General features: G+C 67.0%; 21 protein-coding genes. 13 read left to right on the forward strand and 8 right to left on the reverse strand.

Going from position 1 to position 25750, the window contains the following annotated elements; genetic code table 11:
- Positions 1-2: 2 nt before the first annotated feature.
- Entirely contained in the window at positions 3-1613 is a 1611-nt protein-coding gene (mdlC, locus tag SBI67_RS01535) for a benzoylformate decarboxylase (protein ID WP_318978873.1), read from the reverse strand.
- 171 nt (positions 1614-1784) lie between these two features.
- Between mdlC and SBI67_RS01540 the strand changes: the two genes are divergently transcribed.
- Positions 1785-4523, forward strand: coding sequence for a helix-turn-helix transcriptional regulator (locus tag SBI67_RS01540; protein WP_318978874.1), 2739 nt, complete (start codon positions 1785-1787; stop codon positions 4521-4523).
- Positions 4524-4544: 21 nt separating this feature from the next.
- Here SBI67_RS01540 and SBI67_RS01545 read toward each other — a convergent pair whose 3' ends face one another.
- Positions 4545-6800 (reverse strand): ATP-dependent DNA ligase, encoded by a 2256-nt coding sequence (locus SBI67_RS01545; protein WP_318978875.1) that lies wholly within the window; start codon positions 6798-6800, stop codon positions 4545-4547.
- A gap of 31 nt (positions 6801-6831) precedes the next feature.
- Between SBI67_RS01545 and ku the strand changes: the two genes are divergently transcribed.
- The 7 genes from ku (at position 6832) to SBI67_RS01580 (ending at position 12607) form a co-directional block, all read left to right on the forward strand.
- The gene (gene ku / locus SBI67_RS01550; protein ID WP_318978876.1) at positions 6832-7719 is read left to right on the forward strand and encodes a non-homologous end joining protein Ku; all 888 of its coding nucleotides are present in this window, start codon (positions 6832-6834) and stop codon (positions 7717-7719) included.
- Between the two features lie 98 nt (positions 7720-7817).
- On the forward strand, positions 7818-8609 hold the full coding sequence (locus SBI67_RS01555) for an SDR family oxidoreductase (RefSeq protein WP_318978877.1): 792 nt from the start codon (positions 7818-7820) through the stop codon (positions 8607-8609).
- Between the two features lie 13 nt (positions 8610-8622).
- Complete coding sequence (locus SBI67_RS01560; protein WP_318978878.1) at positions 8623-9699, forward strand: NAD(P)H-dependent amine dehydrogenase family protein; 1077 nt, start codon at positions 8623-8625, stop codon at positions 9697-9699.
- A gap of 39 nt (positions 9700-9738) precedes the next feature.
- Positions 9739-10008 (forward strand): hypothetical protein, encoded by a 270-nt coding sequence (locus SBI67_RS01565; protein WP_318978879.1) that lies wholly within the window; start codon positions 9739-9741, stop codon positions 10006-10008.
- Positions 10009-10016: 8 nt separating this feature from the next.
- Complete coding sequence (locus tag SBI67_RS01570) at positions 10017-10241, forward strand: hypothetical protein (protein ID WP_318978880.1); 225 nt, start codon at positions 10017-10019, stop codon at positions 10239-10241.
- Between the two features lie 77 nt (positions 10242-10318).
- A complete protein-coding gene (locus SBI67_RS01575) occupies positions 10319-11548 on the forward strand; it encodes an Nramp family divalent metal transporter (protein ID WP_413232383.1) in 1230 nt (409 codons plus the stop codon).
- Positions 11549-12607 carry a poly-gamma-glutamate hydrolase family protein gene (locus tag SBI67_RS01580; protein WP_318978882.1) on the forward strand — a complete coding sequence of 353 codons (1059 nt, stop codon included), beginning with the start codon at positions 11549-11551 and terminating at the stop codon, positions 12605-12607.
- A gap of 195 nt (positions 12608-12802) precedes the next feature.
- On the opposite strand, the gene SBI67_RS01585 is transcribed toward SBI67_RS01580, so the two are convergent.
- The 3 genes from SBI67_RS01585 to SBI67_RS01595 all read right to left on the reverse strand — a co-directional run bounded on the left by SBI67_RS01585 (position 12803) and on the right by SBI67_RS01595 (position 16040).
- A complete protein-coding gene (locus SBI67_RS01585) occupies positions 12803-13825 on the reverse strand; it encodes a carbon-nitrogen hydrolase family protein (RefSeq protein ID WP_318978883.1) in 1023 nt (340 codons plus the stop codon).
- A gap of 1 nt (position 13826) precedes the next feature.
- Positions 13827-15260 carry a glutamine synthetase family protein gene (locus SBI67_RS01590; RefSeq protein WP_318978884.1) on the reverse strand — a complete coding sequence of 478 codons (1434 nt, stop codon included), beginning with the start codon at positions 15258-15260 and terminating at the stop codon, positions 13827-13829.
- Between the two features lie 90 nt (positions 15261-15350).
- Positions 15351-16040: a FadR/GntR family transcriptional regulator gene (locus tag SBI67_RS01595; RefSeq protein WP_318978885.1), complete on the reverse strand. Its 690-nt coding sequence runs from the start codon at positions 16038-16040 to the stop codon at positions 15351-15353.
- A gap of 102 nt (positions 16041-16142) precedes the next feature.
- Between SBI67_RS01595 and SBI67_RS01600 the strand changes: the two genes are divergently transcribed.
- Positions 16143-16937 carry a TIGR03621 family F420-dependent LLM class oxidoreductase gene (locus tag SBI67_RS01600; protein ID WP_318978886.1) on the forward strand — a complete coding sequence of 265 codons (795 nt, stop codon included), beginning with the start codon at positions 16143-16145 and terminating at the stop codon, positions 16935-16937.
- A 3-nt stretch (positions 16938-16940) separates the two neighbouring features.
- Here SBI67_RS01600 and araA read toward each other — a convergent pair whose 3' ends face one another.
- The 3 genes from araA to araB are packed head-to-tail and all read right to left on the reverse strand — an operon-like array spanning position 16941 to position 20820.
- Positions 16941-18458, reverse strand: a complete 1518-nt coding sequence (gene araA / locus SBI67_RS01605) for an L-arabinose isomerase (RefSeq protein ID WP_318978887.1) — start codon at positions 18456-18458, stop codon at positions 16941-16943.
- Positions 18458-19141, reverse strand: coding sequence for an L-ribulose-5-phosphate 4-epimerase (locus tag SBI67_RS01610; RefSeq protein WP_318978888.1), 684 nt, complete (start codon positions 19139-19141; stop codon positions 18458-18460). Before SBI67_RS01610 ends, araA begins: the two co-directional genes overlap by 1 nt.
- Complete coding sequence (gene araB, locus SBI67_RS01615; RefSeq protein WP_318978889.1) at positions 19138-20820, reverse strand: ribulokinase; 1683 nt, start codon at positions 20818-20820, stop codon at positions 19138-19140. The genes SBI67_RS01610 and araB overlap by 4 nt, the downstream gene beginning before the upstream one ends.
- A gap of 356 nt (positions 20821-21176) precedes the next feature.
- Here araB and SBI67_RS01620 point away from each other — a divergent pair, with 356 nt between their 5' ends.
- Genes SBI67_RS01620 through SBI67_RS01635 form a run of 4 tightly spaced genes read left to right on the forward strand, consistent with a single transcriptional unit; the run spans position 21177 to position 25748 of the window.
- Complete coding sequence (locus SBI67_RS01620; RefSeq protein ID WP_318978890.1) at positions 21177-22184, forward strand: ABC transporter substrate-binding protein; 1008 nt, start codon at positions 21177-21179, stop codon at positions 22182-22184.
- Between the two features lie 11 nt (positions 22185-22195).
- Positions 22196-23707: a sugar ABC transporter ATP-binding protein gene (locus SBI67_RS01625; protein ID WP_318978891.1), complete on the forward strand. Its 1512-nt coding sequence runs from the start codon at positions 22196-22198 to the stop codon at positions 23705-23707.
- Positions 23704-24762 (forward strand): ABC transporter permease, encoded by a 1059-nt coding sequence (locus tag SBI67_RS01630; protein ID WP_318978892.1) that lies wholly within the window; start codon positions 23704-23706, stop codon positions 24760-24762. Before SBI67_RS01625 ends, SBI67_RS01630 begins: the two co-directional genes overlap by 4 nt.
- Positions 24759-25748, forward strand: a complete 990-nt coding sequence (locus tag SBI67_RS01635) for an ABC transporter permease subunit (RefSeq protein WP_318978893.1) — start codon at positions 24759-24761, stop codon at positions 25746-25748. The genes SBI67_RS01630 and SBI67_RS01635 overlap by 4 nt, the downstream gene beginning before the upstream one ends.
- Positions 25749-25750 lie beyond the last annotated feature (2 nt).

The raw sequence follows: 25750 nt of genomic DNA on the forward strand, positions 1-25750 counted from the left end.
TCTCACCCCAGGAACGGCAGCTGCGGCTGAGTCGGCACCACCAGGACGGTGGGCCCGTCGGCCGCCAGGGCGGCCTTGAACTCGCGGATGAGGCCCTCCGTGCCATCCACTGTCGCCGTTCGGCATCCGAAACCCGTTGCCAAGGCTCCGATATCGAGCCCAGGCAGGTCCAGTCCGGGGACGCCGGGCGTTTCCTCCAGTAGCGCGAACGACTTGAGGATGGCGTACTCGCCGTTGCGGTGAACCACGAATACCACCGGGAGCTTGTGCTGTGCCGCCGTCCAGATGGCCTGGATCGAGTACTGGAATGAACCGTCGCCGATCGAAGCGATAACGGTCCGTTTGACGCCGCAGGCCCGATCCCCGAGGGCGATCCCCACCGCCGCAGGCACGCCCCAGCCGATTCCTCCACTTCCGGTGGCGAAGAAGCTGCCGGGACGTCGGGTAGGCCACCACGTGAGAAGGTCGGCCAGCGTAGAGGTCGACTCCATGACGACCGCGGCGTCTTCGGGCTTGACCGAGCTGAGCGCCGCGTACACGTCGTTGGATGTCAACGGTGCGGATGCCATGGGGAGGTCGGCGTACGGCAGTCTGGCCGGACCGGCGGGCGGCTGCCGATCGGGCGGCGCCGCAACCAGATGCAGAAGCTGTTCGAGCACAACCCGCGGATCGCCGATCAAACTGTCACCCACCGGTGCGGTCGCGGCGAGGTGCGGGTCGGCGGTGACCTGAAGGACTGCCGTGCCTTCGGGCAGGTAGTCACCGGGGACGTACGGGTAATACCGGAACACCTGCGCACCGATCACGATCACTAGGTCGTGCCCGGCGAGGGCATCGCTGACCCCGGCGATCGTCATCGGAAGCGGACCACGGTAGAGCGGGTGGTCTTCCGGGAACGAGCAACGGTCCGACAGTGCGCTGCCGCGCACGGGAGCCCCCAGTTTCTCGGCGAAGGCGATGCCGGCACCCCAGCCACCCGCGCGGTCCACCTCAGGCCCCAGCACCAGCAATGGCCGCTTGGCCCGGCTGATCCGGTCGGCGAATTCGCTGAGCCGCTCGGTGTCCGGCTCGACCCGCCGGCTGACCGTTCTGACCACCGCGGTGCCCAGCGCCGGCTTGTTCCAGTCGTCGAGTGGAATGGACAGGAACACCGGTCCGGCCGGCGGTTGGGTGGCCACCGCATAGGCCCTCATGAATGCCGCAGGGACATCTTCTGCGCGCGCGGGCTCGTAGGACCATTTGACCCACGGCTGCGGCATGACCGTGGCATCGGGATTGTTCAGATACGGTTCGCACAAGGACATTTCGCGGGTCTGCTGACCGGCAGTGACGATCAACGGGGTGTTGGACCGGTACGCCGCGACGAGGCTGCCCATGGCGTTGCCGGTGCCTGCGGCGGTGTGCAGGTTGACCAGGGCGGGTTTGCCGGTCGATTGGGCGAAGCCATCGGCCATCGCCAGAACCGAGGCCTCCTGCAAGCCGAGCACATAGGTGAAGTCGTCGGGGAAATTCTGCAGGAATGTCTGTTCGGTGGAACCCGGGTTACCGAAAACTGTGGTCAAACCCAACGTTCGGAGCAGATCATAGGTGACCTCGTGGACGGTGCTGGCCATCGTTTGACCCCTTCGCGTGTGCTGGCTCGGTGTAGTGATCACACACTCCGACGAGGCCCTGTCCACCCCGGGAAAACCCCGGGACGGGTGAAAACAAGTAGGCCCCCGGGGGCACCGCCGCGTTTGTGGCTTCCGTCGCTGTAAGCCGGCCGACATGTCAAGATCACCGGCATGGGCGGCAGCACACTCGTCGGTCGACAGGAGGAGCAACAGCAGCTCGCCGCGCTGTGCGACCGGGTGCGAACCGGTGCGAGCGGCGTCCTCGTCATCCACGGCGAAGCCGGCATCGGAAAGACTGCGTTGCTCGCCGATGCACTCACCAAGGCCAACGACGTCCGCACCATCCGCATCAGCGGAGCGGAATCGGAGATGGAGCTCGCCTACGCCGGCGTGCAGCAATTGTGCGGTCCGATCCTTGCGCACCTGGACCGGTTACCGGGCCCGCAGAAGAACGCCCTGCGGGTGGCGCTGGGTCTGCAGGATGGCACCGCGCCGGACCGGCTCCTGGTGAACCTGGCGGTGCTGACGCTGCTCGGAGAGGCCGGTGCGGAGCGGCCGACCGTTTGCGTGATCGACGACGCACAGTGGGTGGACCGTGCGTCACTCCAGGCGCTGAGCTTCGCCGCGCGCCGGCTTCTCGCCGACCCGGTGGTCATGATCTTCGCGACCCGCGCACCCGGCGCTCCACCGGAGTTGGCGGGCCTGCCCGAACTGAATCTGAGCCGCCTCGGCCACGCCGACGCCAACACGTTGCTCATGGCGGTCATGCCGGGCCAATTGGACGATTCCGTCCGAGCCAACATTCTGTTCGAAGCCGAGGGAAACCCGTTGGCCCTACTCGAACTTCGGCATGCCATGGCACCCGCCGTGCTGGCAGGCGGATACGGACTGACGGCAGCGTCGTCGGTCACCAGACGGATCGAGCAGGAGTACGAACAGCGCCTACGCGAGCTGCCGCCGGCGACGCGAACTCTGTTGCTCATCGCGGCGGCGGAGCCGACCGGCAACTCGGGATGGCTGTGGGATGCAGCCGCACAGCTCTCCCTCGATGCCGATGCCAGTACTCCTGCGGAGCGCAGCGGCCTGATCACCGTCGAACCGCGGTTACGCTTCCGCCATCCGCTCGTCCGCTCAGCCGTCTACCGCAACGCGTCCGTTGCCGAACGCAGGCGGGTGCATACCGCGTTGACCACCGTCATCACGGGTCCCGCAGCAGACGAGCACCGCGCCTGGCATCGTGCCCACGCCACGACCGCACCTGACGAGAGCGTGGCCGTGGAACTCCTGGAGTGCGCCGAGCACGCCCGCCGCCGCGCCGGAGCGGCCGCCGCCGCGGCATTTCTGGCCTATGCCGTCGAGCTGACCCCGGACCCCTTTCGGCGGGCCGAGCGGGCACTCGACGCTGCCCTGGCCAAGTTGGACGCCGGTGACGCTGAGGCAGCAACCCGGCTGCTGGCGACCGTAGCGGCCGCTGACGACGAACTCCTCAGCGCGCGAGTCGATCTGCTGCGCGCCAAGATCGCTTTCACCACCCAACGGGGACGAGACGCACCCCCACTGCTGTTGGCGGCCGCCGAAAAACTCGGAGCGCTCGATCCGGTGCTCGCGCGCGACACCTATCTCGACGCACTGGTGGCGGCGATGATCGTCGGCCGTCTCTCCACCGATGAGCAGTCCTCCGCGGCGGCGATCGCCGCCGCGGCGCGACTGGCTCCGGCACCTTCCGGCCCGCTCAGGGCCGCCGATCTGTTTCTCGACGGACTCATCCTGCGCCTCACCGAGGGGCACGCCGTCGCCGCGCCGGTACTGCAACGTGCCATCGACCAGTACCTGAAGGAAGACGAGGCCGGCGTAGCGGACCCGCGGTCACACGACATCACCCTGCGCGTGCTGCTCGATCTGTTCGATCAGGACATCTACAGCTCGTTGAACGCTCGCCAACTCGAGCTTCTCCGCGCCGCGGGGGAATTGACCATCTTGCCCGCAGCGCTGACCACCTATGCCGGGGTCTGCGTCACCGCGGGCGATTTCGCACAGGCGGCGGATCTGCTCGAGCAGTCGGATGCGATCTCGACTGCAACCGGGGCGCCGCCACACCGGTCCATCCAGTCCTATCTCGCCGCTTGCCGCGGACAAGAGGAACTCGGCCGAGAACTCGCTCGAGGCACAATCGAGGACGCGACGGCCCGAGGGGAAGGCAGCGAGGTCACCGTCGTCCTCTTCGCGCTGGCCATCCTGCACAACGGCCTCGGTCAGTACGACGAAGCCCTCGCGGTGTGCACGGCGGCCCTGGACTACGACGACGTGGGGATGTACGGCCATCTGCTCACCGAAATGGTCGAGGCCGCCACCCGGTCCGGCGACATGCGCACCGCGCAAACGGCGGCCGCACAGGTGGTCGAGCGCGCCGAGGCGACCGGAACCGCCACCGCACTGGGATACGCGGCGCGGGCCAGAGCACTGACGACCACCGGTCCAGCGGCCGAGCACGAGTTTGACACCGCAATAAGAGAATTGGATCGTTCGCCACTGGCGGTCATGGCTGCGCGCACGCACCTGATCTACGGCGAGTGGCTGCGCCGGGCGAACCGCCGGGCCGACGCGCGCAACGAATTGCGGGTCGCCTACGAGCGGTTCCGCCACATGGGAGCCGACGGCTTTGCCGAGCGGGCCCGCCGGGAGCTCCGGGCCGCGGGTGAGACCATGCCGAAAGAGCACACCGGGCGTACGACCGCGACGCTGACACGGCAGGAGACCTACATCGCCCGACTGGCGGGCGAAGGCTACACGAACTCTGAAATCGCGGGTCATCTCTTCATCAGTCCGCGCACCGTGGAGTGGCACCTCAGTAGGATCTTCGCCAAACTCGGCGTGACGTCACGTCGCGAATTGAGGCGGCCACGCGAGTGACATCGGCATCCGCGGCCGTATTCACTCCCAGACCACCTCGTCCGGCGCCTTGTCCGGCCGCAGCCCCCGCCAACTCGGCTGGCGCAGCCGGTCATCAGAGGTGCGTTCGCTGTAGCGCACCTCGCCTACGAGTTCCGGCCGGACGAAGGTCACCCCGCGCCGGTCGATGGTGGAAAGTGTTGCGTTGAAGGGCGTTTCGTCGGTCTCCAGCGGCCTGAGGGTCGCGCGCAGGTCGCCGAGCATCTTGTCGGTGAAGCCGGTGCCGACCCGGCCGACGAACTGCAGTCCATCCCCGGCCGGAATGCCGACCAACAGCGCGCCGATCCCGCTGGTCCGTCCACCCTCCCCGGCCCGCCAACCGCCGATGACCACTTCCTGGGTGTTCCAGAATTTGTCCTTGATCCATGCCGATGACCGCCGGCCCGGCTGATACGTCGAATCCCACTTCTTGGCCACCACACCCTCTAAGCCCCGACGCCGGGCGTCCCCGAGCGGATCATCCTGGGGCAGCAGCGGCGGAACGATCAGTTCCCCGCCGGAAGCCAGCGTCTCCAGCAGTTTTCGACGGTCGCGGTACTTGACCCGCAACAGGGGCCTGCCGTCCAGCGCCAGCAGGTCGAAGGCCCAGAACTCGACATGGCCCTCTCGCCCACGGTTCTGCATGGCCCCGAAGCTGGGCACGCCGTGGGCATCGAGCGCCACCACCTCGCCGTCGAGCAGCACGTGGTGATCGGCCAGATCAGCGGCCAGTGTCCGTAGTTGCGGGTATTCGGCGGTGACATCGCGTCCACGCCGCGAATACAACTGCAAGGCGCCATGATTCGCCTCGACCAACATTCGGTAGCCGTCCCACTTGCCTTCGAAGGCCCACTGCGCCGGGGTGAAGTCGGCGACCGAGCCGTGGGTGGCCAGCATCGGTTTGATCTCGGCCGCGCTCATCGCGGGCTGTTCCTTCATCCGGTGCGCGAGCCAATTCTTGCCGTCGGTCTGGATCAGGGCATAGCGGCCCGAGATCCGGTCCCCGCGCAAGGTGACGATGACCTCGCCGCTCTTGCCGTTCATCGGGTCCGGATCGCGGAACTTCTCCGCCTCGTAGGTCCCGGTGTCCCAGATCCGCACCTCTCCGCCGCCGTACTCCCCCTTGGGGATCGTCCCCTCGAAGGTCGCGTACTCCAGCGGGTGGTCCTCGGTGTGCACGGCCAGGTGGTTCACCGCCGATTCGGCGGGCAGGTTCTTCGGCACGGCCCAGCTGACCAGCACGCCGTCACGTTCCAGCCGGAAGTCGTAATGCAACCGGCGGGCATGGTGTTCCTGGATGACGAATCGGTTGTTCGCGCCGGTGACCGGGGCCGCCGCCGGCACCGGCTCCGGTGTCTTGCCGGCGTCGCGCATGCTGCGGTACGTGGTGAGTCTGTCCGGCAGCACCAGGGTGTCGTCCAGGCCGGCCAGCAGATCGCCGTCGCGCTCCAACCGCGCCAGCACCTCGTCGAAACGGAGATGACGCAGGCCGGGATCGGCGATCTCGTCCCAGGTTCGCGGGGCAGCGACCGTCGGCTCGTGGCGCCCGCGCAGCGAGTAGGGAGCGACCGTGGTCTTGGCGGCACTGTTCTGACTCCAGTCCAGAAACACCTTGCCCGCGCGCAAACTTCGGGTCATGGTGGCCGTCACCTGCTGCGGCATGGCTTTCTCCAACTGCTGAGCCACCCGGCGCGCCAGCACCGAGGCGCCGTGCGAGCTGACCGGCTCGGCCAGCGGCACGTACAGGTGCACCCCCTTGCTCCCGCTGGTCAGCGGATAGGTCGTGAGCCCGATATCGGCCATCAGGTCCCGGACCTCGTGGGCCACCGTGCAGATCAAAGCCATGTCGACCCCCTCGCCGGGGTCGAGGTCGAACACGATCCGGGTGGCCGGTCCCGGCTTGCCGTCGACGAAGCGCCACTGCGGGACGTGCACCTCCAGCGCCGCCTGCTGAGCGATCCAGGCCAGCCCCTCCCGGGTGTCGATGACCGGGTAGACGGTGGTCGCCGATTTGTGTTCGATGGCGCATCGGTCCAGCCACTCCGGCGCCGACGAGGCCAGTTGCTTCTCGAAGAACGACGGCTCGTCCACACCGTTGGGCCACCGTTTCCGGGTGACCGCCCGCCCGGCGATATGGGGCACCATCGCATCGGCGACGGCCAGGTAGTAGTCGAAGACCTCGGCTTTGCTGGTGCCGGTGGCGGGATAGAGCACCTTATCGGGATTGGTCAATTTCACCCGGCCGTAGCGCTCCACCACATAACGGTATTACCCGCTGTTACGGTTGAGCATGCGGTCTATCTGGAAGGGTTCGGTCGCCTTCGGTCTGGTGAATGTCCCCGTGAAGGTGTACAGCGCCACCGAGGACCACGACATCAAATTCCATCAGGTGCACGCCAAGGACAACGGGCGGATCCGGTACAAGCGGACCTGCGAGGTGTGCGGCGAGGTGGTCGAGTACCGCGATATCGCGCGGGCGTACGAATCCGAGGACGGGCAGACCGTCGTGATCACCGACGAGGACATCGCGACGCTGCCCGAGGAACGCAGCCGCGAGATCGAGGTGGTGGAGTTCATCCCCGCCGACCAGCTCGACCCGCTGATGTACGACAAGAGTTACTACCTGGAGCCGGATTCCAAATCGTCGAAGTCCTATGTCCTGCTGGCTCAGACCCTGGCGTCGACGGATCGGGTGGCCATCGTGCATTTCGCGCTGCGCAACAAGACGCGACTGGCGGCGTTGCGGGTGAAGGATTTCAGCAAGCGCCAGGTAATGGTGGTGCACACGCTGCTGTGGCCGGATGAGATCCGCGATCCGGACTTCCCGGTGCTGGACAAGGAAGTCGAGATCAAGCCGGCCGAGCTGAAGATGGCCGGGCAGGTGGTCGAGTCGATGACCGACGATTTCCATCCCGAGCAGTTCCACGACACCTACCAGGACGAGCTGCACGAACTGGTGCAGGCCAAACTCGAAGGTGGCGAGGCCTTCACGACCGAGGAGCAGCCGACCAACCTGGACGAGACCGACGATGTGTCGGATCTGCTAGCCAAGTTGGAAGCCAGTGTGAAGGCGCGTCAGGGCGACAAGCCGCCCGCCAAGAAGGCACCGGCGAAGAAAGCCCCCGCCAAGAAAGCCGCCAAGAAAGCTCCGGCCAAGAAGGCCGCCGCCAAGAAGTAGGAAGCAGCGGGACTGCTCAACTAGAACGTGTTCCAGAATCTCGCCCCCAAGGCGTGGACCCCTTGCTACGGTGACGCGGGACGAGAGATGGAGCATGCATGATTCTGGACAGATTCCGGCTTGACGATCAGGTTGCGGTGGTCACCGGAGCGGGCCGCGGACTGGGCGCGGCGATCGCCGTCGCATTCGCGGAAGCCGGTGCGGACGTAGTGATCGCGGCACGTACCCAGGCCCAGCTCGAAGAGGTCGCGGCGCAGGTCGCCGCCGCTGGACGCAAGGCGCACATCGTGGTGGCCGACCTCTCCCACCCGGAAGCCACCGCCGCGCTCGCGGGCGAGGCCGTCAACGCGTTCGGCAAACTAGACATCGTCGTAAACAACGTCGGCGGCACCATGCCGAGCCCCCTGCTGAACACCTCCACGAAGGACCTCAAGGACGCGTTCACCTTCAACGTCGGCACGGCGCACGCCCTGACATCGGCGGCGGTCCCGCTGATGCTGGAACACTCCGGCGGGGGTTCGATCATCAACATCACCTCGACGATGGGCCGGCTGGCCGGGCGCGCGTTCGTCGCCTACGGCACGGCCAAGGCCGCCCTGGCGCACTACACCAGGCTGGCCGCGCTCGATCTGTGCCCGCGTATCCGGGTCAATGCCATCGCGCCCGGTTCCATCCTCACCTCGGCACTGGACGTGGTGGCCTCCAACGACTCGCTGCGCGAGCCCATGGAGAAGGTCACGCCGATGCGCAGACTTGGTGACCCGGTCGATATCGCTGCGGCCGCAGTCTATTTGGCGTCACCGGCGGGCGGTTACCTGACCGGCAAGACGCTGGAGGTCGACGGCGGCCTCACCTATCCGAACCTCGACCTGCCCATCCCGGACCTGTGAGGAGCACCTAGAGATGGTCATCAAAGTCGCCGCGATCGGCACCGGAAACGTCGGACGGCACGCGCTGAGCCAGTTGATCACCGACCCGGGCTACGAACTCACCGCGGTCTGGGTTTCCTCGCCGGCCAAGGCCGGTCAGGACGCGGGAACCCTTGCCGGCCTTGATATCACCACCGGTATCACCGCCACCAACGACCTCGACGAGGTGCTGGCCACCCGACCCGACTGCGCCGTGTACACCGCGATGGCCGACAACCGGCTACCCGAGGCGCTGGAGGACTATCGGCGGATCCTGGCCGCCGGCGTGAACGTGGTGGGCAGTGCCGCGGTGTTCCTGCAGTACCCCTGGCAGGTGTTGCCCACCGAGTTGATCTCGCCCATCGAGGACGCCGCGAAGGCGGGATCGTCGTCCATCTTCGTCAACGGGATCGATCCGGGCTTCGCCAATGACCTTCTGCCCCTTGCCCTTGCCGGCACCTGCCAGTCCATCGAACAGATCCGCTGCATGGAGATCGTGGACTACGCCACCTACGACAGCGCCACGGTGATGTTCGACGTGATGGGCTTCGGGAAGTCACTCGACGAGTTGCCGATGTTGCTCCAGCCGGGCGTGTTGAGCCTGGCCTGGGGGTCGGTGGTACGCCAGCTCGCCGCGGGGCTGGGCATCGAACTCGACGAGGTCACCGAAACCCACGTGCGGGTGCCCGCCCCGGAGGATTTCGACATCGCCTCGGGACACATCCCCGAGGGCAGCACCGCGGCCATGCGCTTCGAGGTGCGCGGCATGGTGAAGGGGCATCCCGCGGTGGTGCTCGAGCACGTCACCCGGCTGCGGGCCGATCTGTGCCCGGAGTGGCCGCAGCCGGCCCAAGAAGGCGGTTCCTACCGCGTCGAAGTGACCGGCGAGCCGTCGTACGCACTCGACCTGTGCCTGAGCAGCCGCAAGGGTGACCACAACCACGCCGGGCTGGTCGCCACCGCGGCCCGCGTCGTCAACGCCATCCCGGCGGTGGTGGCCGCCCAACCGGGCATCGTGACCACCCTGGACCTGCCGCTGATCACCGGGAAAGGGTTGTACGCTGGGGCTTAACGCCCAAATCCGACGTGAGGGGCCTCACCTATGCGGTCAATGCTCGTGCTTTCTTCGCTCCTGGCCGCGGCCGCTCTCGCGCTGGCACCGGTCGCCGCGGCCGATCCGAACTCGAATCTGCCGTCGTGCACCAGTGTCGGCGGCACCGAGGCAGGTGGCGCGGCAACCGAATGCGCCACACCCGGCAACGTTCAGCTCAACGCCTCACCACCGGCCGAGCCCACCTACCCCTACCCGTGGGACGACGAGTTCTACGGACCCGCACTGATCATCGGCGGTGACGCCGGTGGCGGGGGCGGTCACCGCTAGGAGGCCCGATGCTCATCCGCTCGCTGCCGGCGCTATTGGCCGCGCCGCTCGCGGTGTTTATCTATGCGCCGCCCGCGGCGGCTGCGCCCGACTGCGTAAAGACCGGCCCGACCACGACGCAGTGCTCGTCGCCCGGGCACACCCAGATCGTGACGTCCCCACCGGCGAACAACAACGGCCCGTTCTACGGTTGGCCCTACGGCGGTGGCGGGATCATCATCGGGCTGGGCTGACCCCGGTGAGTTGACCATCCTCGGTTTTCGGCTACCCTAACTTTTCTATTCGCTACACCGGATAGGGGAAGGCCGAGTTGCTCGAGGACACAACGACGCGAGTGCGGCGACCGGGCTGGTCGCTGCTCGGGCCCGCGTTCGTCGCCGCCATCGCCTATGTCGATCCCGGCAATGTGGCGGCCAACGTCAGCGCCGGCGCCCAGTTCGGCTTCCTGCTGGTGTGGGTGATCCTGGTGGCCAATGTGATGGCTGGCCTCGTCCAGTACCTCTCCGCGAAACTGGGACTGGTCACCGGCCGCTCGCTGCCGGAAGCGGTCGCCGACAACACCCGCACCCCCACCCGGATCGCCTATTGGTTGCAAGCCGAGACGGTCGCGATGGCCACCGACCTGGCCGAGGTCGTCGGCGGCGCCATCGCCCTGCATCTGCTGTTCGACCTGCCGCTGCTGGTCGGCGGGATCATCACCGGTGTCGTGTCCATGCTCCTGCTCGCCGTGCAGAACCGCAGCGGCCAGCAGGTGTTCGAACGGGTGATCACCGGCTTGCTGCTGATCATCGCAATCGGCTTCCTCACCAGTCTTTTCGTCGAACCCCCGGCGGTCGGTGACGTCGCGGCGGGCCTTGTTCCGCGATTCGAGGGCGCGGAGAGCGTGCTGCTGGCCGCCGCCATGCTCGGTGCCACGGTCATGCCGCACGCGGTGTACCTGCATTCCGGGTTGTCGCGGGACCGGCACGGCCAACCCGAAGCCGGCGCGCCGCGCCGGAGACTGCTCCGGATCACCCGCGTCGACGTCGGCATCGCCATGCTGGTGGCCGGCGCGGTGAACATGGCCATGCTGCTGGTCGCCGCGACCAATCTGCAGGGCATGACCGGTACCGACTCGATCGAGGGTGCCCACGCGGCCGTTCGGGACACACTGGGCCCGGTGGTGGCGCTGTTCTTCGCAATCGGCCTGCTGGCCTCGGGCCTGGCATCGACGTCGGTCGGCGCGTACGCCGGCGCGATGATCATGTCGGGCCTGCTGCGCCGCACCTACCCGTTGCTGCTGCGCCGACTGGTCACCCTCATCCCGGCCCTGGTGGTCCTGGCCGTCGGGGTCGACCCGAGCCGCGCCCTGGTCATCTCGCAGGTGGTGCTGTCATTCGGCATCCCGTTCGCGCTGATCCCCTTGGTCTGGCTGACCAGCGACCGGTCGCTGATGGGCGCCGACGTGAACCACCGCGTCACCACCGCGCTGGGCTGGCTGGCGGCCGGCATCATCAGCGTGCTCAACGTCGTGCTGATCTACCTGACCGTGCGTAGCTGAATGACATTGCCGCACATCTATTTTGCGTACGGATCCAATCTGTGCGTCGAGCAGATGGCGCGCCGCTGCCCGGACGCCCGCAATCCGCGGCCGGCGACGCTGGCCGATCACGACTGGCTGATCAACGAACGCGGGGTGGCGACGGTGGAGCCACTGCCCGGCGCCGTGGTGCACGGCGTGCTGTGGCAGGTCAGCGGTCACGACCTCACGACATTGGACAGCGCCGAGGGCGTCCCGGTGCGCTACCGGCGCGACCGGCTGCTGGTACACACTGCCGACGGCCCGCACGACGCCTGGGTGTACATCGATCCGCGGGTGGAAGCCGGCGCGCCCAGGCCCGGATACCTGGAGCGGGTGATCGACGGCGCACGCCACCATCGGCTCCCACAACGCTGGATCGACTTCCTGCACCGGTGGGATCCGGCGCATTGGCCCAGCACCGAACGCATATCGAATTCTGGCGGGCCGCAGACACTTTCAGAGCTTTTGGCCGACCCCGCGGTGCACGAGACGAGCACCTTGCGGTCCCGGTTCGGATTCCTGGCCATCCACGGTGGCGGCCTGGAGAGGATGACCGATGTCATCGCCGAGCGTGCCGCTGCGGCGGCCGGAGCGTCGGTCTACACGGTGCACCATCCACCGCTTTACCCACACCATCTGGCCTCGTCGCGCTACCGACGTGACGAGTCGGCGGTGCTGGCAGCCTTTCTCGACCACGTCGACGTGGCGGTCGCGGTGCACGGTTACGGGCGGATCGGCCGCAGCACCCAGCTGCTCGTCGGCGGGCGCAATGGCCGGCTGGGCGCCCATCTGGCCGGGCACCTCGCGCTGCCCGGCTACCACGTGGTCACCGACCTGGACGCCATTCCGCGCGAGCTACGCGGACTACACCCCGACAACCCGGTGAACGTGCCACGCGAGGGTGGTGCCCAACTGGAGCTGCCTCCACGGGTGCGCGGCATCAGCCCGCGTAGCGGTCTCCTCGGTGACGACGGATTGTGCCCCGCGACCGCGGCGCTGGTGCGAGGCCTCGCGACGGCGGCGCGGTCGTGGCATTGACGAAGAAGGATGCATAGAGCCGCTGCGCCGCAACATTCACCGATGACGCGAATTCCCCAGTGTCGGCCGTGGCTCGGTCTCGACGTCGCGAACCCGGTGCGGCACGCCCTGGCCGTGCAGCCACCGCACCGGATTGCCTGGGCCGTCATTAGTCTGGCGTGGGATCACCAGGAATCAGCTCCCTGCACGACACAGTCATGGTTCGACAGCCGGCAACTCGGTGAAGTGCACTGCGCCGCCACGTCGCCGATTCACCTCGGTTCGGAAGACATCGGGCCTGGCGTAATGGCCGGTGACATCGAAGTTCAGCCGTTCCTGCATCACCCTCGCCAGGTCGAGGTCGGCAACCAGCACCCCTTCCACACCGACGACCGGTGGTATCAACCATCTTCCGTCCGGGCCCGCCACCGCGCTGCCGCCGTCGAACACAATCTGCTCGGATGTCTCGCGCAGCCGCGCCGCCAGCGGGAAGTCTTCTGGAATGGAGTCCGCGGTGATCAGGCCCGAGGCGGCCACGCTGAACACCCTGCCCTCGGCGGCCACGAAGCGGGTGATGTCGGCGGTCAGCGTGCTCGACCCCGGCCACGAGCCGATGTGCACCGTCTCGCCCTGGGCGTACATCGCGTTGCGCGCCTGCGGCATCCAGTTCTCCCAGCAGTTCAGACTGCCCACCACCGCAGGCCCGAACCGGTGCGTCCGTAGGCCCGCGCCGTCGCCCTGGGCCCAGATCAACCGCTCGTCATACGTGGGGATCAGCTTGCGGTGGTGCCCCACCAACCCCAGGACGGGATCGATGGTCAGCAATGTGCACCAGACGCTGCCGGAACCGAGATCGCGTCCGCGTTCTGATACACCCACAACAAGTCCGACACCGAGATCGGCGGCCATGGTTTCGAGCTCGCGGTGTTCGGGCCCACCGACCTCGATCGCGGAGTCCAGATAGTAGGCATAACAGTCTTTTTGGTCAGCGTGGTCGAAGAGCGCACCATCGGTGCGCGGCGGCCAGAACGGATATCCGGACAAGTACGTCTCCGGGTATGCGATCACGGTGGCGCCGGTGGCGGACGCCACCCGCGCCGCCTCGGCGATCCTGGCCAGCCTGTTCGCAGACTTCAGCCAGGGGCCTCCGAGTTGCGCCGCGGCGACGGTGACCGTGTGTGGGCCTGGCTGTGATTCCCGGTGTTCGGCGATGACTTTCAGTGTTGTTTCGAACGTCATCTCAGAACACTTCGAAGTATTCGCGCTGTTCCCAGTCGGTCACGGCGGCGTTGAACCGGGCGACCTCGTTTCTCTTCACCGTGCTCAGGTAGTTCACGAAAACATCGCCGAGCTCACGGCGCATCAGCTCGCTGCTCTCGAAACAGCCCAAGGCCTCCTCCAGAGTGGCCGGTACCAATGGCACATCGGCCAGATAGGCCTCATCGGCCGACGGGCCGGGGTCAAGTTTTCGTGCGATGCCGTCCCGACCACTGATCAGCTGCGACGTCAAGTACAAGTACGGGTTGGCAGCCGGCTCGCCGATGCGGTTCTCCAGATGCGTCGAGCCGTCACCGCGCGCACCGGAGACCCGAATCATCGCACCCCGGTTCTCCTCGGCCCACGCGATCCGATCCGGGGCAAAAGAATTGGCGATGTAGCGCTTGTAGCCGTTGATCGTGGGCGTGGTCAGCACCGAACTCGCCCTGGCATGTTCGAGCAGTCCGGCCATAAAGTGCATCGCCACGTCGGAGAGCAGCGTGCCGTTCTCGCCAGGGAAGACGTTGGCGGCGTGGGCGGCGCCGAGGGACTGGTGCAGATGCCAGCCGCTGGAGACGATGTTGGGGAACGCAGGCCGCGACATGAACGTGGCGTGGTAGCCGTGCCTGCGACAGATCTGCTTGATCGCACTGCGGATCAGGAGCACATTGTCGGCAGTGGTCGTGCCGGGCAGCGGATCGAAGGTCATCTCGACCTGGCCCGGCCCCCACTCGTCTTCGACGGTGGCCAGCGGCATCCCCAGCGCGACGATGTTGTCCCGCAGGATGCTGAGAATGCCGTCGGCTTCGTCGCCGCGGTTCTCGGTGAGGTACTGGTACCCGTGCGACAGCGCGGTCACGCTCGGTGGGGCCGGCGGCCAGCCGGAGTCGGCGAACGTGAGTTTCGGGTCGACCAGGCGGGTGATGTAGAACTCGAGTTCGGCGCCGGTGGTGTAGGTGTATCCGTCGTCGGCCAGGGCGGCGAGTTGTCGCTGGAGCACTCCACGGGTGTCGAACGGCACCCGCTCGCCGTTGCGGTAATACAACTCGGCGAGAACCCATCCGGTGCCGCCGACCCATGGCAGGACCCGGAACGTGGTCGGGTCCGGAACGAGCACGCCGTCGGGAAGTCCGGTGAGCCGCTCGTCGCCGAAGCCGCGGGCCGCGAAAGGCGGCACCGCCGGATTGTTGGTGGTGTCAAAGATCAGGGTCGCGGTCTGGAAGTCCTTGCCCTCGGTCATCGCGGAGACGAAGTGGCCGACCTCCAGGGTCTTACCGCGCAGGATCCCGTGCTGATCCCCCCAGCTGATCCGGACCTGGCGCAGTTCGAGCTCCGACAGCTGGGCGATCAGCCGGTCGGCCGCCTCCTTCTGCTCCGGTGACCACAGGTTGTGTGCGGCAATGAATGACGAGCCCATCGCTGACCCTTTCGTCAGACCAAAGATCAGGTGATCTGATCACCTGATCTTTTGTAGCAGCAGTCCGCCATCGCCGCGACCCGAACTGGGTCAGCCGCGGTTGATCAGGTGATCCGTGGTGCCGACGAGATGCGTGAGCATCTTCTCGGCCGCTTCCGCCGGTGCGCCACGGCTAATCGCGGCCAGGATCTCGTGATGATCGGCCAGGGACCGGCACGGTTGCCCAGGCCGGGTCAGCGAGGTCTCCGAGGTCCGGTCGAGGGGTTCCCGCAACCCCTTGAGCAGCTTGATCAACACAGGATTGTGCGAGGCTGCGGCGACGCCGAGGTGGAAACGCCGGTCGCCTTCCAGACCGGGCTCGCCGGCGTCGATCTCGGTCTGCATCTGCTCGAGCGCGTCGGCGAGTTCGGTCAGGTCGGCCTCGTCGGCGCGCACCGCCGCCAGCCTCGCACACTGGGTTTCCAGTGCCTGCCGCGTCTCCCAGATGTACGGATGGTCGACATGCGTCTCGACGAGTTCGGTGGCCAGCGAGGATATGACGTCCTCCGGCCGCTGCTGGAGATAGATCCCGTCGCCGTGCCGTACCTCGACGATCCCCTGGGCGCGCAGTGCGTTGATCGCCTCCCGCACCGAAGACCGACCCACTTGAAGCTGTGCAGCAAGGTCCTTGACGTTGGACAGCTTGTCGCCCGGTTGCATGTCGCTGGTGTCGATGAATTCCCGGAGCCGCTCGCTGACCTGCTCATAGAGGGGCCGACGGTCCACATGACGCATCTGCATGCCGGCCATCCTGCTCCTCATCCGCTGATCAGATCTTCTGAACTCCAGTCTCGCAGATCGCGCGAACCTGTTTCCATCAGCTAGACGGCCTAATATCTCCCCATGGCTCCCGACTTCCGTTTCGGCTTCGGCATGCGCGACGCGACCTCGGCCGGCGTCGTCCGCGGAGCCGCCCGACTCGCCGAAAAGCTCGGTTACGACGTCATTCTGGTCCCCGACCATCTGGGCGCGCCGGCACCGTTCCCGGTCCTGGCGACCGCGGCGGCCGCCACCGACACGCTGCGCCTCGGCACGTTCGTCCTCAATGCCTGCTTCTACAAGCCTGCCCTGCTCGCACGCGACGTCGCCGCGCTGCACGAGCTGTCCGGCGGCCGGTTCGAGGTCGGGCTGGGCGCCGGCTATGTGAAGGAGGAGTTCGACGCCGCCGAGCTGCCCTTCCCGGCAGCACGGCAGCGCATCGACTACCTCGAGCACGTGACGGCTTACCTGGCCGAGCAGGTGCCCGGCGCACCGATCGTGATCGCCGGCGGCGGCGACCGGCTGCTCACCGTCGCCGCCAAGTGGGCGGCCACCATCGGGGTCACCGGTGAGCTGGCCGACCGCGTCGCGTTCCTCCGCGGCGTCGCCGGCGATCGCTTCGCCGATCTGGAGCTCAACGTGGCCATCACCGCGGTCCCCACCGACGGTTCCGGGATCCCGGACCTGAAGATGACGCGGCGGTTCGCCCCGGACGCCTCCGATGAGGAACTGCTGGCGCATCCCGGCGTGCTCTCCGGCACGGTCGCCGACCAGGCCGACAAGCTGCGCCGGTTACGCGACGAGTTCGGCGTCACCTACTTCGTGGTGCAGGCCGGCCATGCCGAGGCGTTCGGCAAGGTCATCGCCGAGCTCAGGTAGCCCTCACAGACCGTCGGCCAGGTGGTAATACACCGAGTTCCAGCGCAATTCACGCTCGAACTCGTGGGTGACGGTATCGATGTCGATGGTCACCAGTTCGGTGCCGACGATGGTCGCCAGATCCCGGATGGCCGATACCGGGACCGCGGTGGTCAGCACGGTGTGGTGCGGTCCGCCCGCCATCAACCAGGTCTCGGTCGACGTCGACCACGACGGCAGCGGTTCCCACACCGCGCATGCCACCGGCAGGCTCGGCAACGGGGCCGGCGGTTCGATCACCCGAACCTCGTTGGCCACCAACCGGAATCGACTACCGACATCGCAGATGCCCAGCACCACGGCATCACCGGACGCCGCGGTGAAACGCATCCGCACCGGGTCCGCACGGCCACCGATGCTCAGCGGATGGGCTTCCACCGTCGGGGTCTGCGCGGCGATGCTGGGACACACCTCCAGCATGTGCGCGCCGAGGATGGTCTCGGCGCCGGGCGTCAGATCGTAGGTGTAATCCTCCATGAACGACGTACCGCCCGGCAGGCCGGTGCCCATCGTCTTGACCGCGCGCACCATGGCGGCGGTCTTCCAATCCCCTTCGGCCCCGAACCCGTAGCCGTCGGCCATCAACCGCTGCACGGCGATACCCGGCAGTTGACGCAGCCCGCCGAGATCCTCGAAATTCGTGGTGAAGGCGCTGAATCCGCCCTCTTCGAGGAACTGCCGCAAGCCGATCTCGATGCGGGCGGCCTCACGCAGCGTGTCATGGCGCTCGCCGCCGGTCCGCAGCTCCTCGGCCACGACATAGCGGTCCTGGTATTCCTGCACCAACTTGTCGATATCGGCATCCGCGGCGGCATCGACCGAGGCCACCAACTCGTTGACCGAGTAGGAATTCACCGAAACGCCGAAGCGGGATTCGGCCTCGACCTTGTCCCCCTCGGTCACCGCGACATCGCGCATGTTGTCACCGAACCGAGCCAGCCGCAGGCCGCGCAAATCGGCGGCGGCCAGCGCGGCGCGGGCCCAGGACCCGATCCGCGCGGTGGTGTCGGGGTTGCCGACATGGCCGGCGACAGTGGTGCGCGGCACCGACAGCCGGGTCTGGATGTAGCCGAACTCGCGATCCCCGTGTGCCGCCTGGTTGAGGTTCATGAAGTCCATGTCGATGCTGTCCCAGGGGATCTCGACACCGAACTGGGTGTGAAAGTGCAGCAGGGGCTGGCGCAGCGCGTTGAGTCCGCGGATCCACATCTTGGCCGGGGAGAAGGTGTGCATCCAGGCGATGATGCCGACACAGCGCTCGCTGGTGCCCGCCTCGCTGAGCAGGCGGTAGATGGCGTCGCTGGTGGTGACGACGGGCTTCCACACCACCGGCACCGGCAGGTCGGGGCTGGCGTCCAGGCGGTCGGCGATCACCTGGGATTGTTCGGCGACCTGGTCCAGGATGTCCTGGCCGTACAGCGACTGACTGCCGGTGACGAACCAGATCTCTTTGTTCTCGGGCTTTTCCGTGGTGGTGGGCATCAGGCTTCTTTCTGGCCGTAGATGTTCTGGTAGCGCTCGTATAAGGAGGTGACGGCGTCGGCGGGCAGCTCACTGGGGGTGCCGAGCTGCCTGCTGATGAAGGCGGTGCGGGCGACATCCTCGAGCATGACCGCGGCCTTGACCGCCGACCGGGCGTCGGGACCGATGGTGAACGGGCCGTGATTGCGCATGAGCACCGCTGCCGAGCGGCTGCCGCGCAGGGTCTCGACGATGCCGCGCCCGATCGAATCGTCCCCGATCGGCGCGAACGGTCCCACCGGGATCTGACCACCGAACTCGTCGGCGATCATCGTCAGGATGCACGGAATGGGCTCGCCGCAGGCCGCCCACGCAGTGGCATAGGTGGAATGGGTGTGCACCACCCCGCCGACCTCCGGCATGTGCCGGTACACATACGCATGCGCGGCGGTGTCCGACGACGGTGAGAGCTCGCCGTCGACCAGCTCCCCGAACAGATCGCAGACCACCATCTGTTCGGGTTTCATCGAATCATAGGAAACCCCAGAGGGTTTGATGACCATCAGGTCCCTGTCCGGGACGCGTGCGGAGACGTTGCCCGCGGTCCAGATCACCAGCTGGTAGCGGGTGAGCTCGGCGTGCAGATCGCACACCTGCCGTCGCAGCTCGGTAATCGTCTGGAACACTTCGGAAGTCACGGTCACTGGGCAGTCCTCACCATATCGGGTTGGGCGGCTGCGGCGCGGATGGCCCGCAGCCGGCGCATCATCTGGTTGCCGCGGCCGAACCAGTCGTGCAGCGTCACATATTCGGCGTACAGGGCGTCGTAGCGCGCGACGTTCTCCGCGATGGGCAGGAACGCGCTCCTGGTGCGCCCGCCCATGGTCGCCGATGCGGTCGGCACGTCGGGGTAGACGCCGGCGGCGGTGGCGGCGTGGATGGCGGCACCGAGCGCCGGAGCCTGGGTGGAGGTCACACAGGACAGCGGCAGACCGGTGACATCGGCATAGATCTGCATCAGCAGCCGGTTCTTGATCAGCCCGCCGGCGACCACCAACTCGTCGACCGGAACCCCGGCGTTGTTGAAGGTCTCGACGATCATCCGGGTGCCGTAGGCGGTGGCCTCCAGCAGCGCGCGGTACTGATCGACGCAGGTGGTGTCCAGGGTCTGCCCGACGATCACCCCGGAGAGGTGATGGTCGACCAACACCGATCGGTTACCGCTGTGCCAGTCCAGGGCGACCAAGCCGTGTTGTCCGATGGCCTGCCGAGCCGCCAGGTCGGACAGGTACTCGTGTACCGACACACCGCGTTCGGCCGCTTCGCGGACGTACTGTTCGGGCACGCAGTTCTTGATGAACCACGCGAAGATGTCCCCCACCCCGGACTGGCCGGCCTCATACCCCCACAGCCCGACGGTGATACCGCCCTCCACCACGCCGCACATGCCCGGGACGTCCTGGGGTTGTCTGCCGTTCATCACATGACAGGTCGAGGTGCCCATGATGGCGACCAACCGGCCGGGTTCGGCGGCGTCGGCCGCGGCGACGGTGACGTGGGCGTCGATATTGCCCACGGCCACCGCAATTCCCGCAGGCAGCCCGGTCCATGCCGCGGCCTGGGCGGTCAGCGTGCCTGCCGCGGCGCCCAGTTGAGCGATGGGTTGCTCCACCTTGTCGGTGACGAAGTCGACGAACGCCGGGTTGAGCGCGGCCAGGAACTCTTTGGACGGGTAAGCCCCGTCCTGTCGGATGGCCTTGTAACCGGCGGTGCTGACGTTGCGCACATAGCGTCCGGTGAGCTGCCAGACGATCCAGTCCGCGCCCTCCACCCAGCAGTCGATGGCGGCGTAGATCTCCGGATCCTCTTCCAGGATCTGCAGCCCCTTGGCGAACTCCCACTCACTGGAGATGAACCCGCCGTAGCGGGGTAGCCAGGATTCGCCGCGGACGGCGGCCAGCGTATTGATCCGGTCGGCCTGTGGTTGGGCGGCGTGGTGCCGCCACAATTTCGCGTAAGCGTGTGGGCGGTCGGCGAATTCGGGGAGCTCGCACAGCGGTGTTCCGTCGGAGCGGGCCGCCACCATGGTGCAGGCGGTGAAGTCGGTGCCCACCCCGATCACATCGGCCGGATCGATCCCGGAGGTGGCCACCGCTTCGGGTACCGCGAACCGCAGCACGTCGACATAGTCCTCGGGCACCTGCAGTGCGTAGTCCGGTGGTAGCCGGACACCACTATCCCCGGGTAGCGCCTCGGTGAGCACACCGTGCCGGTAGACGTGCTCGGCCGAGGCCATCTCGTGGCCGTCGGCGACCCGGACGACCAGGGCCCGTCCCGACAGCGTGCCGAAGTCGATACCGACCACATACTTGTCGACGCTCATCGGCGAGCCTCGCCCCGCGCATCGCTCGTACGGTCCATCACAACCACCCTCCGATACCGGTGCACACCTGTGCGCTGCATCACACCGTCGATGTTAACGTGAACATGGACGGTGGGTCAACGGGCCCCCACCCCGCCCGCGGCCGACTTCGCGATTGCGCTTGATTCGGCGGCAAGGCCGATATCCAGCCGATACTGGCTCTCGTCGATGCCACTCCGAGGGTTGACCTCGCTTGAGGTGATCGTTAACATCCACAACTGTGACGCGGGCCACTTTCGTCGCGGCCGGGTCACACCGACCACATCTGTCCGGCTGCGCGGTACCGTCCGGCGCCCGGGAGCGAACAGGAGTACGGCGTGAAGAAGACCGTCCTGACACGAGCATTGACCACCGTCATCGGTGTCGCCGCGATCGCGGCCACCGTTGTGGCCTGCGGTAGCGGGAAGGCGCCGGGCGGCGGCACCGGCAGCCCGGCCGGCGGTGGGGGCGCGATCACCCTGGGCTTCGCCCAGGTGGGCGCCGAGAGTGGCTGGCGCACCGCCAACACCGAGTCCATCAAGAGTGCCGCCAAGGCCGCCGGCATCGACCTGAAGTTCGCCGACGCCAACGGTGAACAGGAGAAGCAGATCACCGCGATCCGCTCGTTCATCCAACAAGGGGTCAATGTCATCGCCTTCAGTCCCGTGGTGCGTACCGGTTGGGACGCCGTGCTGTTGGAGGCCAAGAACGCCAACATCCCGGTGATCCTGACCGACCGGGCCATCGACACCCAGGAGAAGGACGTCTACAAGACCTTCATCGGCGCAGATTTCGTCGAAGAGGGCCGTCGCGCCGGACGCTGGGTCGCCGATCAGTACGCCAACACGCCGCGCCCGGTCAACATCGTCCAGCTGGAGGGCACCACCGGTGCCGACCCCGCCATCGACCGCAATACCGGCTTCAAGGAAGGGATCTCGGCCAACGCGAACCTGCACGTCGTGGCATCGCAGACCGGTGACTTCACCCGCTCCGGCGGTAAGCAGGTGATGGAGGCGCTGCTGAAATCCACCCCGCAGATCGATGTGGTGTTTGCGCAGAACGACGATATGGGCCTCGGCGCGATGGATGCCATCGAAGCTGCGGGCAAGGTGCCGGGCAAGGACATCAAGATCGTCGCGATCGACGCCACCCATGACGGTATGCAGGCCCTGGCCGACGGCAAGTTCAACTACATCGTCGAGTGCAACCCCCTGCTCGGCCCCCAGCTGATGGATCTGGTCAAAAAGGTGGCTGCCGGCGAGCAGGTTCCGCCGCGGATCGTGACCCCCGACGAGGCCTTTGATCAGCAGCAGGCGATCAAAGCCCTGCCCTCGCGTCAGTACTGAGCGACCGACTCATGGACCAGCATGCCGCCGTGGTGCAGATGCGGGATATCGGTATCGAGTTCCCCGGCGTGAAAGCGCTTGACGGCGTGGACTTCCGGTTGCTGCCCGGCGAGGTGCACGCCCTGATGGGCGAGAACGGCGCCGGCAAGTCCACGCTCATCAAGGCACTGACCGGGGTGTACCCCATCGACTCGGGGCAGATCCTGCTCGACGGGGTTCCCCGATCCTTCGGCAGCCCACGCCAGTCCCAGGAAGCGGGTATCAGCACCGTCTACCAAGAGGTAAACCTGTGCCCGAATCTGTCGGTGGGCGAGAACATCCTGCTGGGGCGCGAGCCCCGGCGCTGGGGCCGGATCGACTACCGGGCGCTGCACCGCCGTGCCGCCGAACTGCTCACCGAGCTCGAACTGACCATCGACCCCCGGTCCCGGCTGGGCTCCCATCCGATCGCCGTCCAGCAGCTGGTCGCGATCACCCGGGCCACCGCGGCCAAGGCCCGGGTGCTCATCCTGGACGAACCGACCTCCAGTCTGGACACCGGGGAGGTGGCCGAATTGTTCGGTGTCATCCGGCGATTGCGGGACGCGGGGACCGCCATCTTGTTCGTGTCGCACTTCCTCGATCAGATCTACGCGATCGCCGATCGGATCACCGTGTTGCGCAACGGCAAGCTGGTCGGCGAATACCCGACCGCCGAGCTGCCCCGGGTGCAACTAGTCACCGCCATGCTGGGCCGCGCGGCGGATGTCCTCGAGGAGGTTGCCGACAACGCGGCCCGCACGACGGTCGACGTCAACACCACACCGGTGGTGTCGCTCGACGGGTTCGGCCGGCCACCTGCCGTGGCACCGGTCACCCTGGACATCCACCGCGGCGAGATCATCGGCCTGGCCGGCTTGCTCGGGTCCGGACGCACCGAACTGGCCCGGCTGATCTTCGGCGCCGACCGGGCCACCACCGGGGCGCTGGCGGTCAACGGCACAAAGGCCGGCATCCGCACCCCACGCGCGGCCATCGCTCACCGCTTCGCCTTCACCTCCGAGAACCGCAAGGACGAGGGTGTTTTCGGCGAGCTCACGGTGCGCGACAATCTGGTTCTTGCCCTGCAGGCCCGGCGCGGATTCGCCCGACCGCTGTCGGCCAAGGCCAAGAACGACCTGGTGGACAAATACATGGAAGCCCTCGACATCCGGCCCCGCCGACCCGACGCGCTGATGAAGAATCTCAGCGGCGGCAACCAGCAGAAGGTATTGCTGGCCCGCTGGCTCATCACCGAGCCCGAACTGTTCATCCTCGACGAACCGACCCGCGGGATCGACATCGGGGCGAAAGCCCAGATCCAGCAACTCGTCACCGACCTGGCCGCCGATGGTATGGCGGTGCTGTTCATCTCCGCCGAACTCGACGAAGTCAGCCGGGTCTCGCACCGCATCGCGGTGATGCGCGACCGGCACAACGTCGCCCAGGTGGACTCCGATCAGAGCGACAATCTGACCGAACTGATCGCGGCGAGCCCGTCATGATCAAGAAACTCGTTGCCCATCAACTGTTCTGGCCACTCCTGGCCCTCGTCGCCCTGCTCGCGGTGAACACCGCGCTGTCCCCCGGGTTCCTGAGCATTCGGATCCAGAACGGCCACCTGTACGGCAGCCTCATCGACATCCTGCGCAACGGCGCACCGATCCTGCTGGTGGCACTGGGCATGACGCTGGTGATCGCCTCGCGCGGAATCGACCTTTCCGTCGGCGCGGTGGTGGCCATCGCCGGAGCCGTGGCCTGCGCCCATATCGCGGCGTCACCGACCCCGGACAGCCCGGGCACCGTGCTGTCGGCGATGGCCGTCGCGGTGCTGGTGTCCTGCGTGCTGGGCCTCTGGAACGCGACGCTGGTGGCGCTCTTGGGCATACAGCCGATCATCGCGACGCTGGTGCTGATGACGGCCGGGCGCGGGATCGCACTGTTCGTCACCGAAGGCCAGATCGTCACCGTGACCAGCGCACCGTTCAAAGTGCTCGGCGCCGGTTACCTTTTCGGCCTGCCCGTGGCCATCCTGGTCAGCCTGGCCATCTTCGTCGTCATCGGCGTGCTCACCCGACGCACTGCGCTGGGCATGCTGTTGGAGGCCGTCGGTATCAACCCCGAAGCCAGCCGACTGGCCGGAGTCCGCAGCCGCACCATCGTTTTCGCGGTGTACGTGTTCTGCGCGCTGTGCGCCGGCATCGCCGGATTGATGATCGCCTCGAACATCTCCGCAGCCGACGCCAACAACGCCGGCCTGTGGATCGAGATGGATGCCATCCTGGCCGTCGTGATCGGCGGCACCTCGTTGCTCGGTGGCCGCTACAGCCTGACCGGCACGTTGATCGGGGCGCTGATCATCCAATCCCTGACCACCACCGTGTACACCCTCGGCATTCGGCCGGAGGTCACCCTGGTGTTCAAATCCCTTGTCGTGGTAGCGGTATGCCTGCTGCAGTCGGCCCGGTTCCGGGCGCTGTTCACCCGCCGGGTCCGGCCCGCCGCGCCCACACCACCGACGCCGGTCGCCGATCCCGTCGAGCCGAAGGTGCACGCATGACAGCCACGTTGACGGCCCCGACCGCGAGCATCCGCCGGCTGGCCGCCGGCCGGTTCACCGGCCCGATCGCCACCCTGGTGCTCTTCGTGGTGTTGTTCGCCGGCGTGCTCAACCGCTTCGACTTCGCCAGTCCCAGCCAGGTTTTCCTCAATCTCTTCGTCGACAACGCCTATCTCATCGTGCTGGCGGTCGGGATGACGTTCGTGATCCTCACCGGCGGCATCGATCTCAGTGTCGGGTCCGTGGTCGCGCTGTCGACGGTGATCCTGGCCAAGACGCTACAACTGGGCTGGCCCACACCGGTGGCGATGCTGACCGTCATGCTCGTCGGCCCGGCGCTCGGGCTGATCATGGGCGTGATGATCGAATACTTCGACGTGCAGCCGTTCGTGGCGACACTGGCCGGCATGTTCGCCGCCCGTGGGATGTGTTACGTCATCAGTGTCGATTCGCTGCCCATCAAGGATCCCGCGGTCCGCACCCTTGGCCTGCACTACCTGTATCTCTACGACGACAAGTTCATTCGCTGGCCGGTCATCATCGCGTTGGCCGTGGTGATGGTGGCCCTCTACGTGTTGCACCTGACCCGGTTCGGCCGCACCGTCTACGCCGTCGGCGGCAACCGGCATTCGGCCCAACTGATGGGCCTGGACGCCGGACGAACCCGGGTGTCGGTGTACGTCATCAGCGGGTTCTGCGCATCCCTTGCCGGGATTCTGCTGGCTGTGCAGAAGCTCTCCGGGTACAGCCTCAACGGCGTCGGGCTGGAACTGGACACCATCGCCGCCGCGGTGATCGGCGGCGTCGTGCTGGCCGGCGGCGTGGGGTATGTGGCCGGCGCGTTGATCGGGGTACTGGTGTTGGGCACCATCGAAACCTTCGTCACCGCCGCGAGCCTGGACTCCTACTGGACCAGAATCATGACCGGGGCGTTGTTGCTGGTCTTCGTGCTGGTTCAGCGTGTCCTGGTGAGGCCGACCACATGAGC

Origin of the sequence: Mycolicibacterium chengduense, from assembly GCF_033741155.1 — a bacterium.
Taxonomy (GTDB): domain Bacteria; phylum Actinomycetota; class Actinomycetes; order Mycobacteriales; family Mycobacteriaceae; genus Mycobacterium.

What these genes read in the sequence shown, in the direction of transcription:
- mdlC (WP_318978873.1), bottom strand. Translation starts at nt 1,613, where the DNA reads ATGGCCAGCACCGTCCACGAGGTCACCTATGATCTGCTCCGAACGTTG.
- SBI67_RS01540 (WP_318978874.1), top strand. Translation starts at nt 1,785, where the DNA reads ATGGGCGGCAGCACACTCGTCGGTCGACAGGAGGAGCAACAGCAGCTC.
- ku (WP_318978876.1), top strand. Translation starts at nt 6,832, where the DNA reads ATGCGGTCTATCTGGAAGGGTTCGGTCGCCTTCGGTCTGGTGAATGTC.
- SBI67_RS01555 (WP_318978877.1), top strand. Translation starts at nt 7,818, where the DNA reads ATGATTCTGGACAGATTCCGGCTTGACGATCAGGTTGCGGTGGTCACC.
- SBI67_RS01560 (WP_318978878.1), top strand. Translation starts at nt 8,623, where the DNA reads ATGGTCATCAAAGTCGCCGCGATCGGCACCGGAAACGTCGGACGGCAC.
- SBI67_RS01565 (WP_318978879.1), top strand. Translation starts at nt 9,739, where the DNA reads ATGCTCGTGCTTTCTTCGCTCCTGGCCGCGGCCGCTCTCGCGCTGGCA.
- SBI67_RS01570 (WP_318978880.1), top strand. Translation starts at nt 10,017, where the DNA reads ATGCTCATCCGCTCGCTGCCGGCGCTATTGGCCGCGCCGCTCGCGGTG.
- SBI67_RS01580 (WP_318978882.1), top strand. Translation starts at nt 11,549, where the DNA reads ATGACATTGCCGCACATCTATTTTGCGTACGGATCCAATCTGTGCGTC.
- SBI67_RS01585 (WP_318978883.1), bottom strand. Translation starts at nt 13,825, where the DNA reads ATGACGTTCGAAACAACACTGAAAGTCATCGCCGAACACCGGGAATCA.
- SBI67_RS01590 (WP_318978884.1), bottom strand. Translation starts at nt 15,260, where the DNA reads ATGGGCTCGTCATTCATTGCCGCACACAACCTGTGGTCACCGGAGCAG.
- SBI67_RS01595 (WP_318978885.1), bottom strand. Translation starts at nt 16,040, where the DNA reads ATGCAGATGCGTCATGTGGACCGTCGGCCCCTCTATGAGCAGGTCAGC.
- SBI67_RS01600 (WP_318978886.1), top strand. Translation starts at nt 16,143, where the DNA reads ATGGCTCCCGACTTCCGTTTCGGCTTCGGCATGCGCGACGCGACCTCG.
- araA (WP_318978887.1), bottom strand. Translation starts at nt 18,458, where the DNA reads ATGCCCACCACCACGGAAAAGCCCGAGAACAAAGAGATCTGGTTCGTC.
- araB (WP_318978889.1), bottom strand. Translation starts at nt 20,820, where the DNA reads ATGAGCGTCGACAAGTATGTGGTCGGTATCGACTTCGGCACGCTGTCG.
- SBI67_RS01625 (WP_318978891.1), top strand. Translation starts at nt 22,196, where the DNA reads ATGGACCAGCATGCCGCCGTGGTGCAGATGCGGGATATCGGTATCGAG.
- SBI67_RS01630 (WP_318978892.1), top strand. Translation starts at nt 23,704, where the DNA reads ATGATCAAGAAACTCGTTGCCCATCAACTGTTCTGGCCACTCCTGGCC.
- SBI67_RS01635 (WP_318978893.1), top strand. Translation starts at nt 24,759, where the DNA reads ATGACAGCCACGTTGACGGCCCCGACCGCGAGCATCCGCCGGCTGGCC.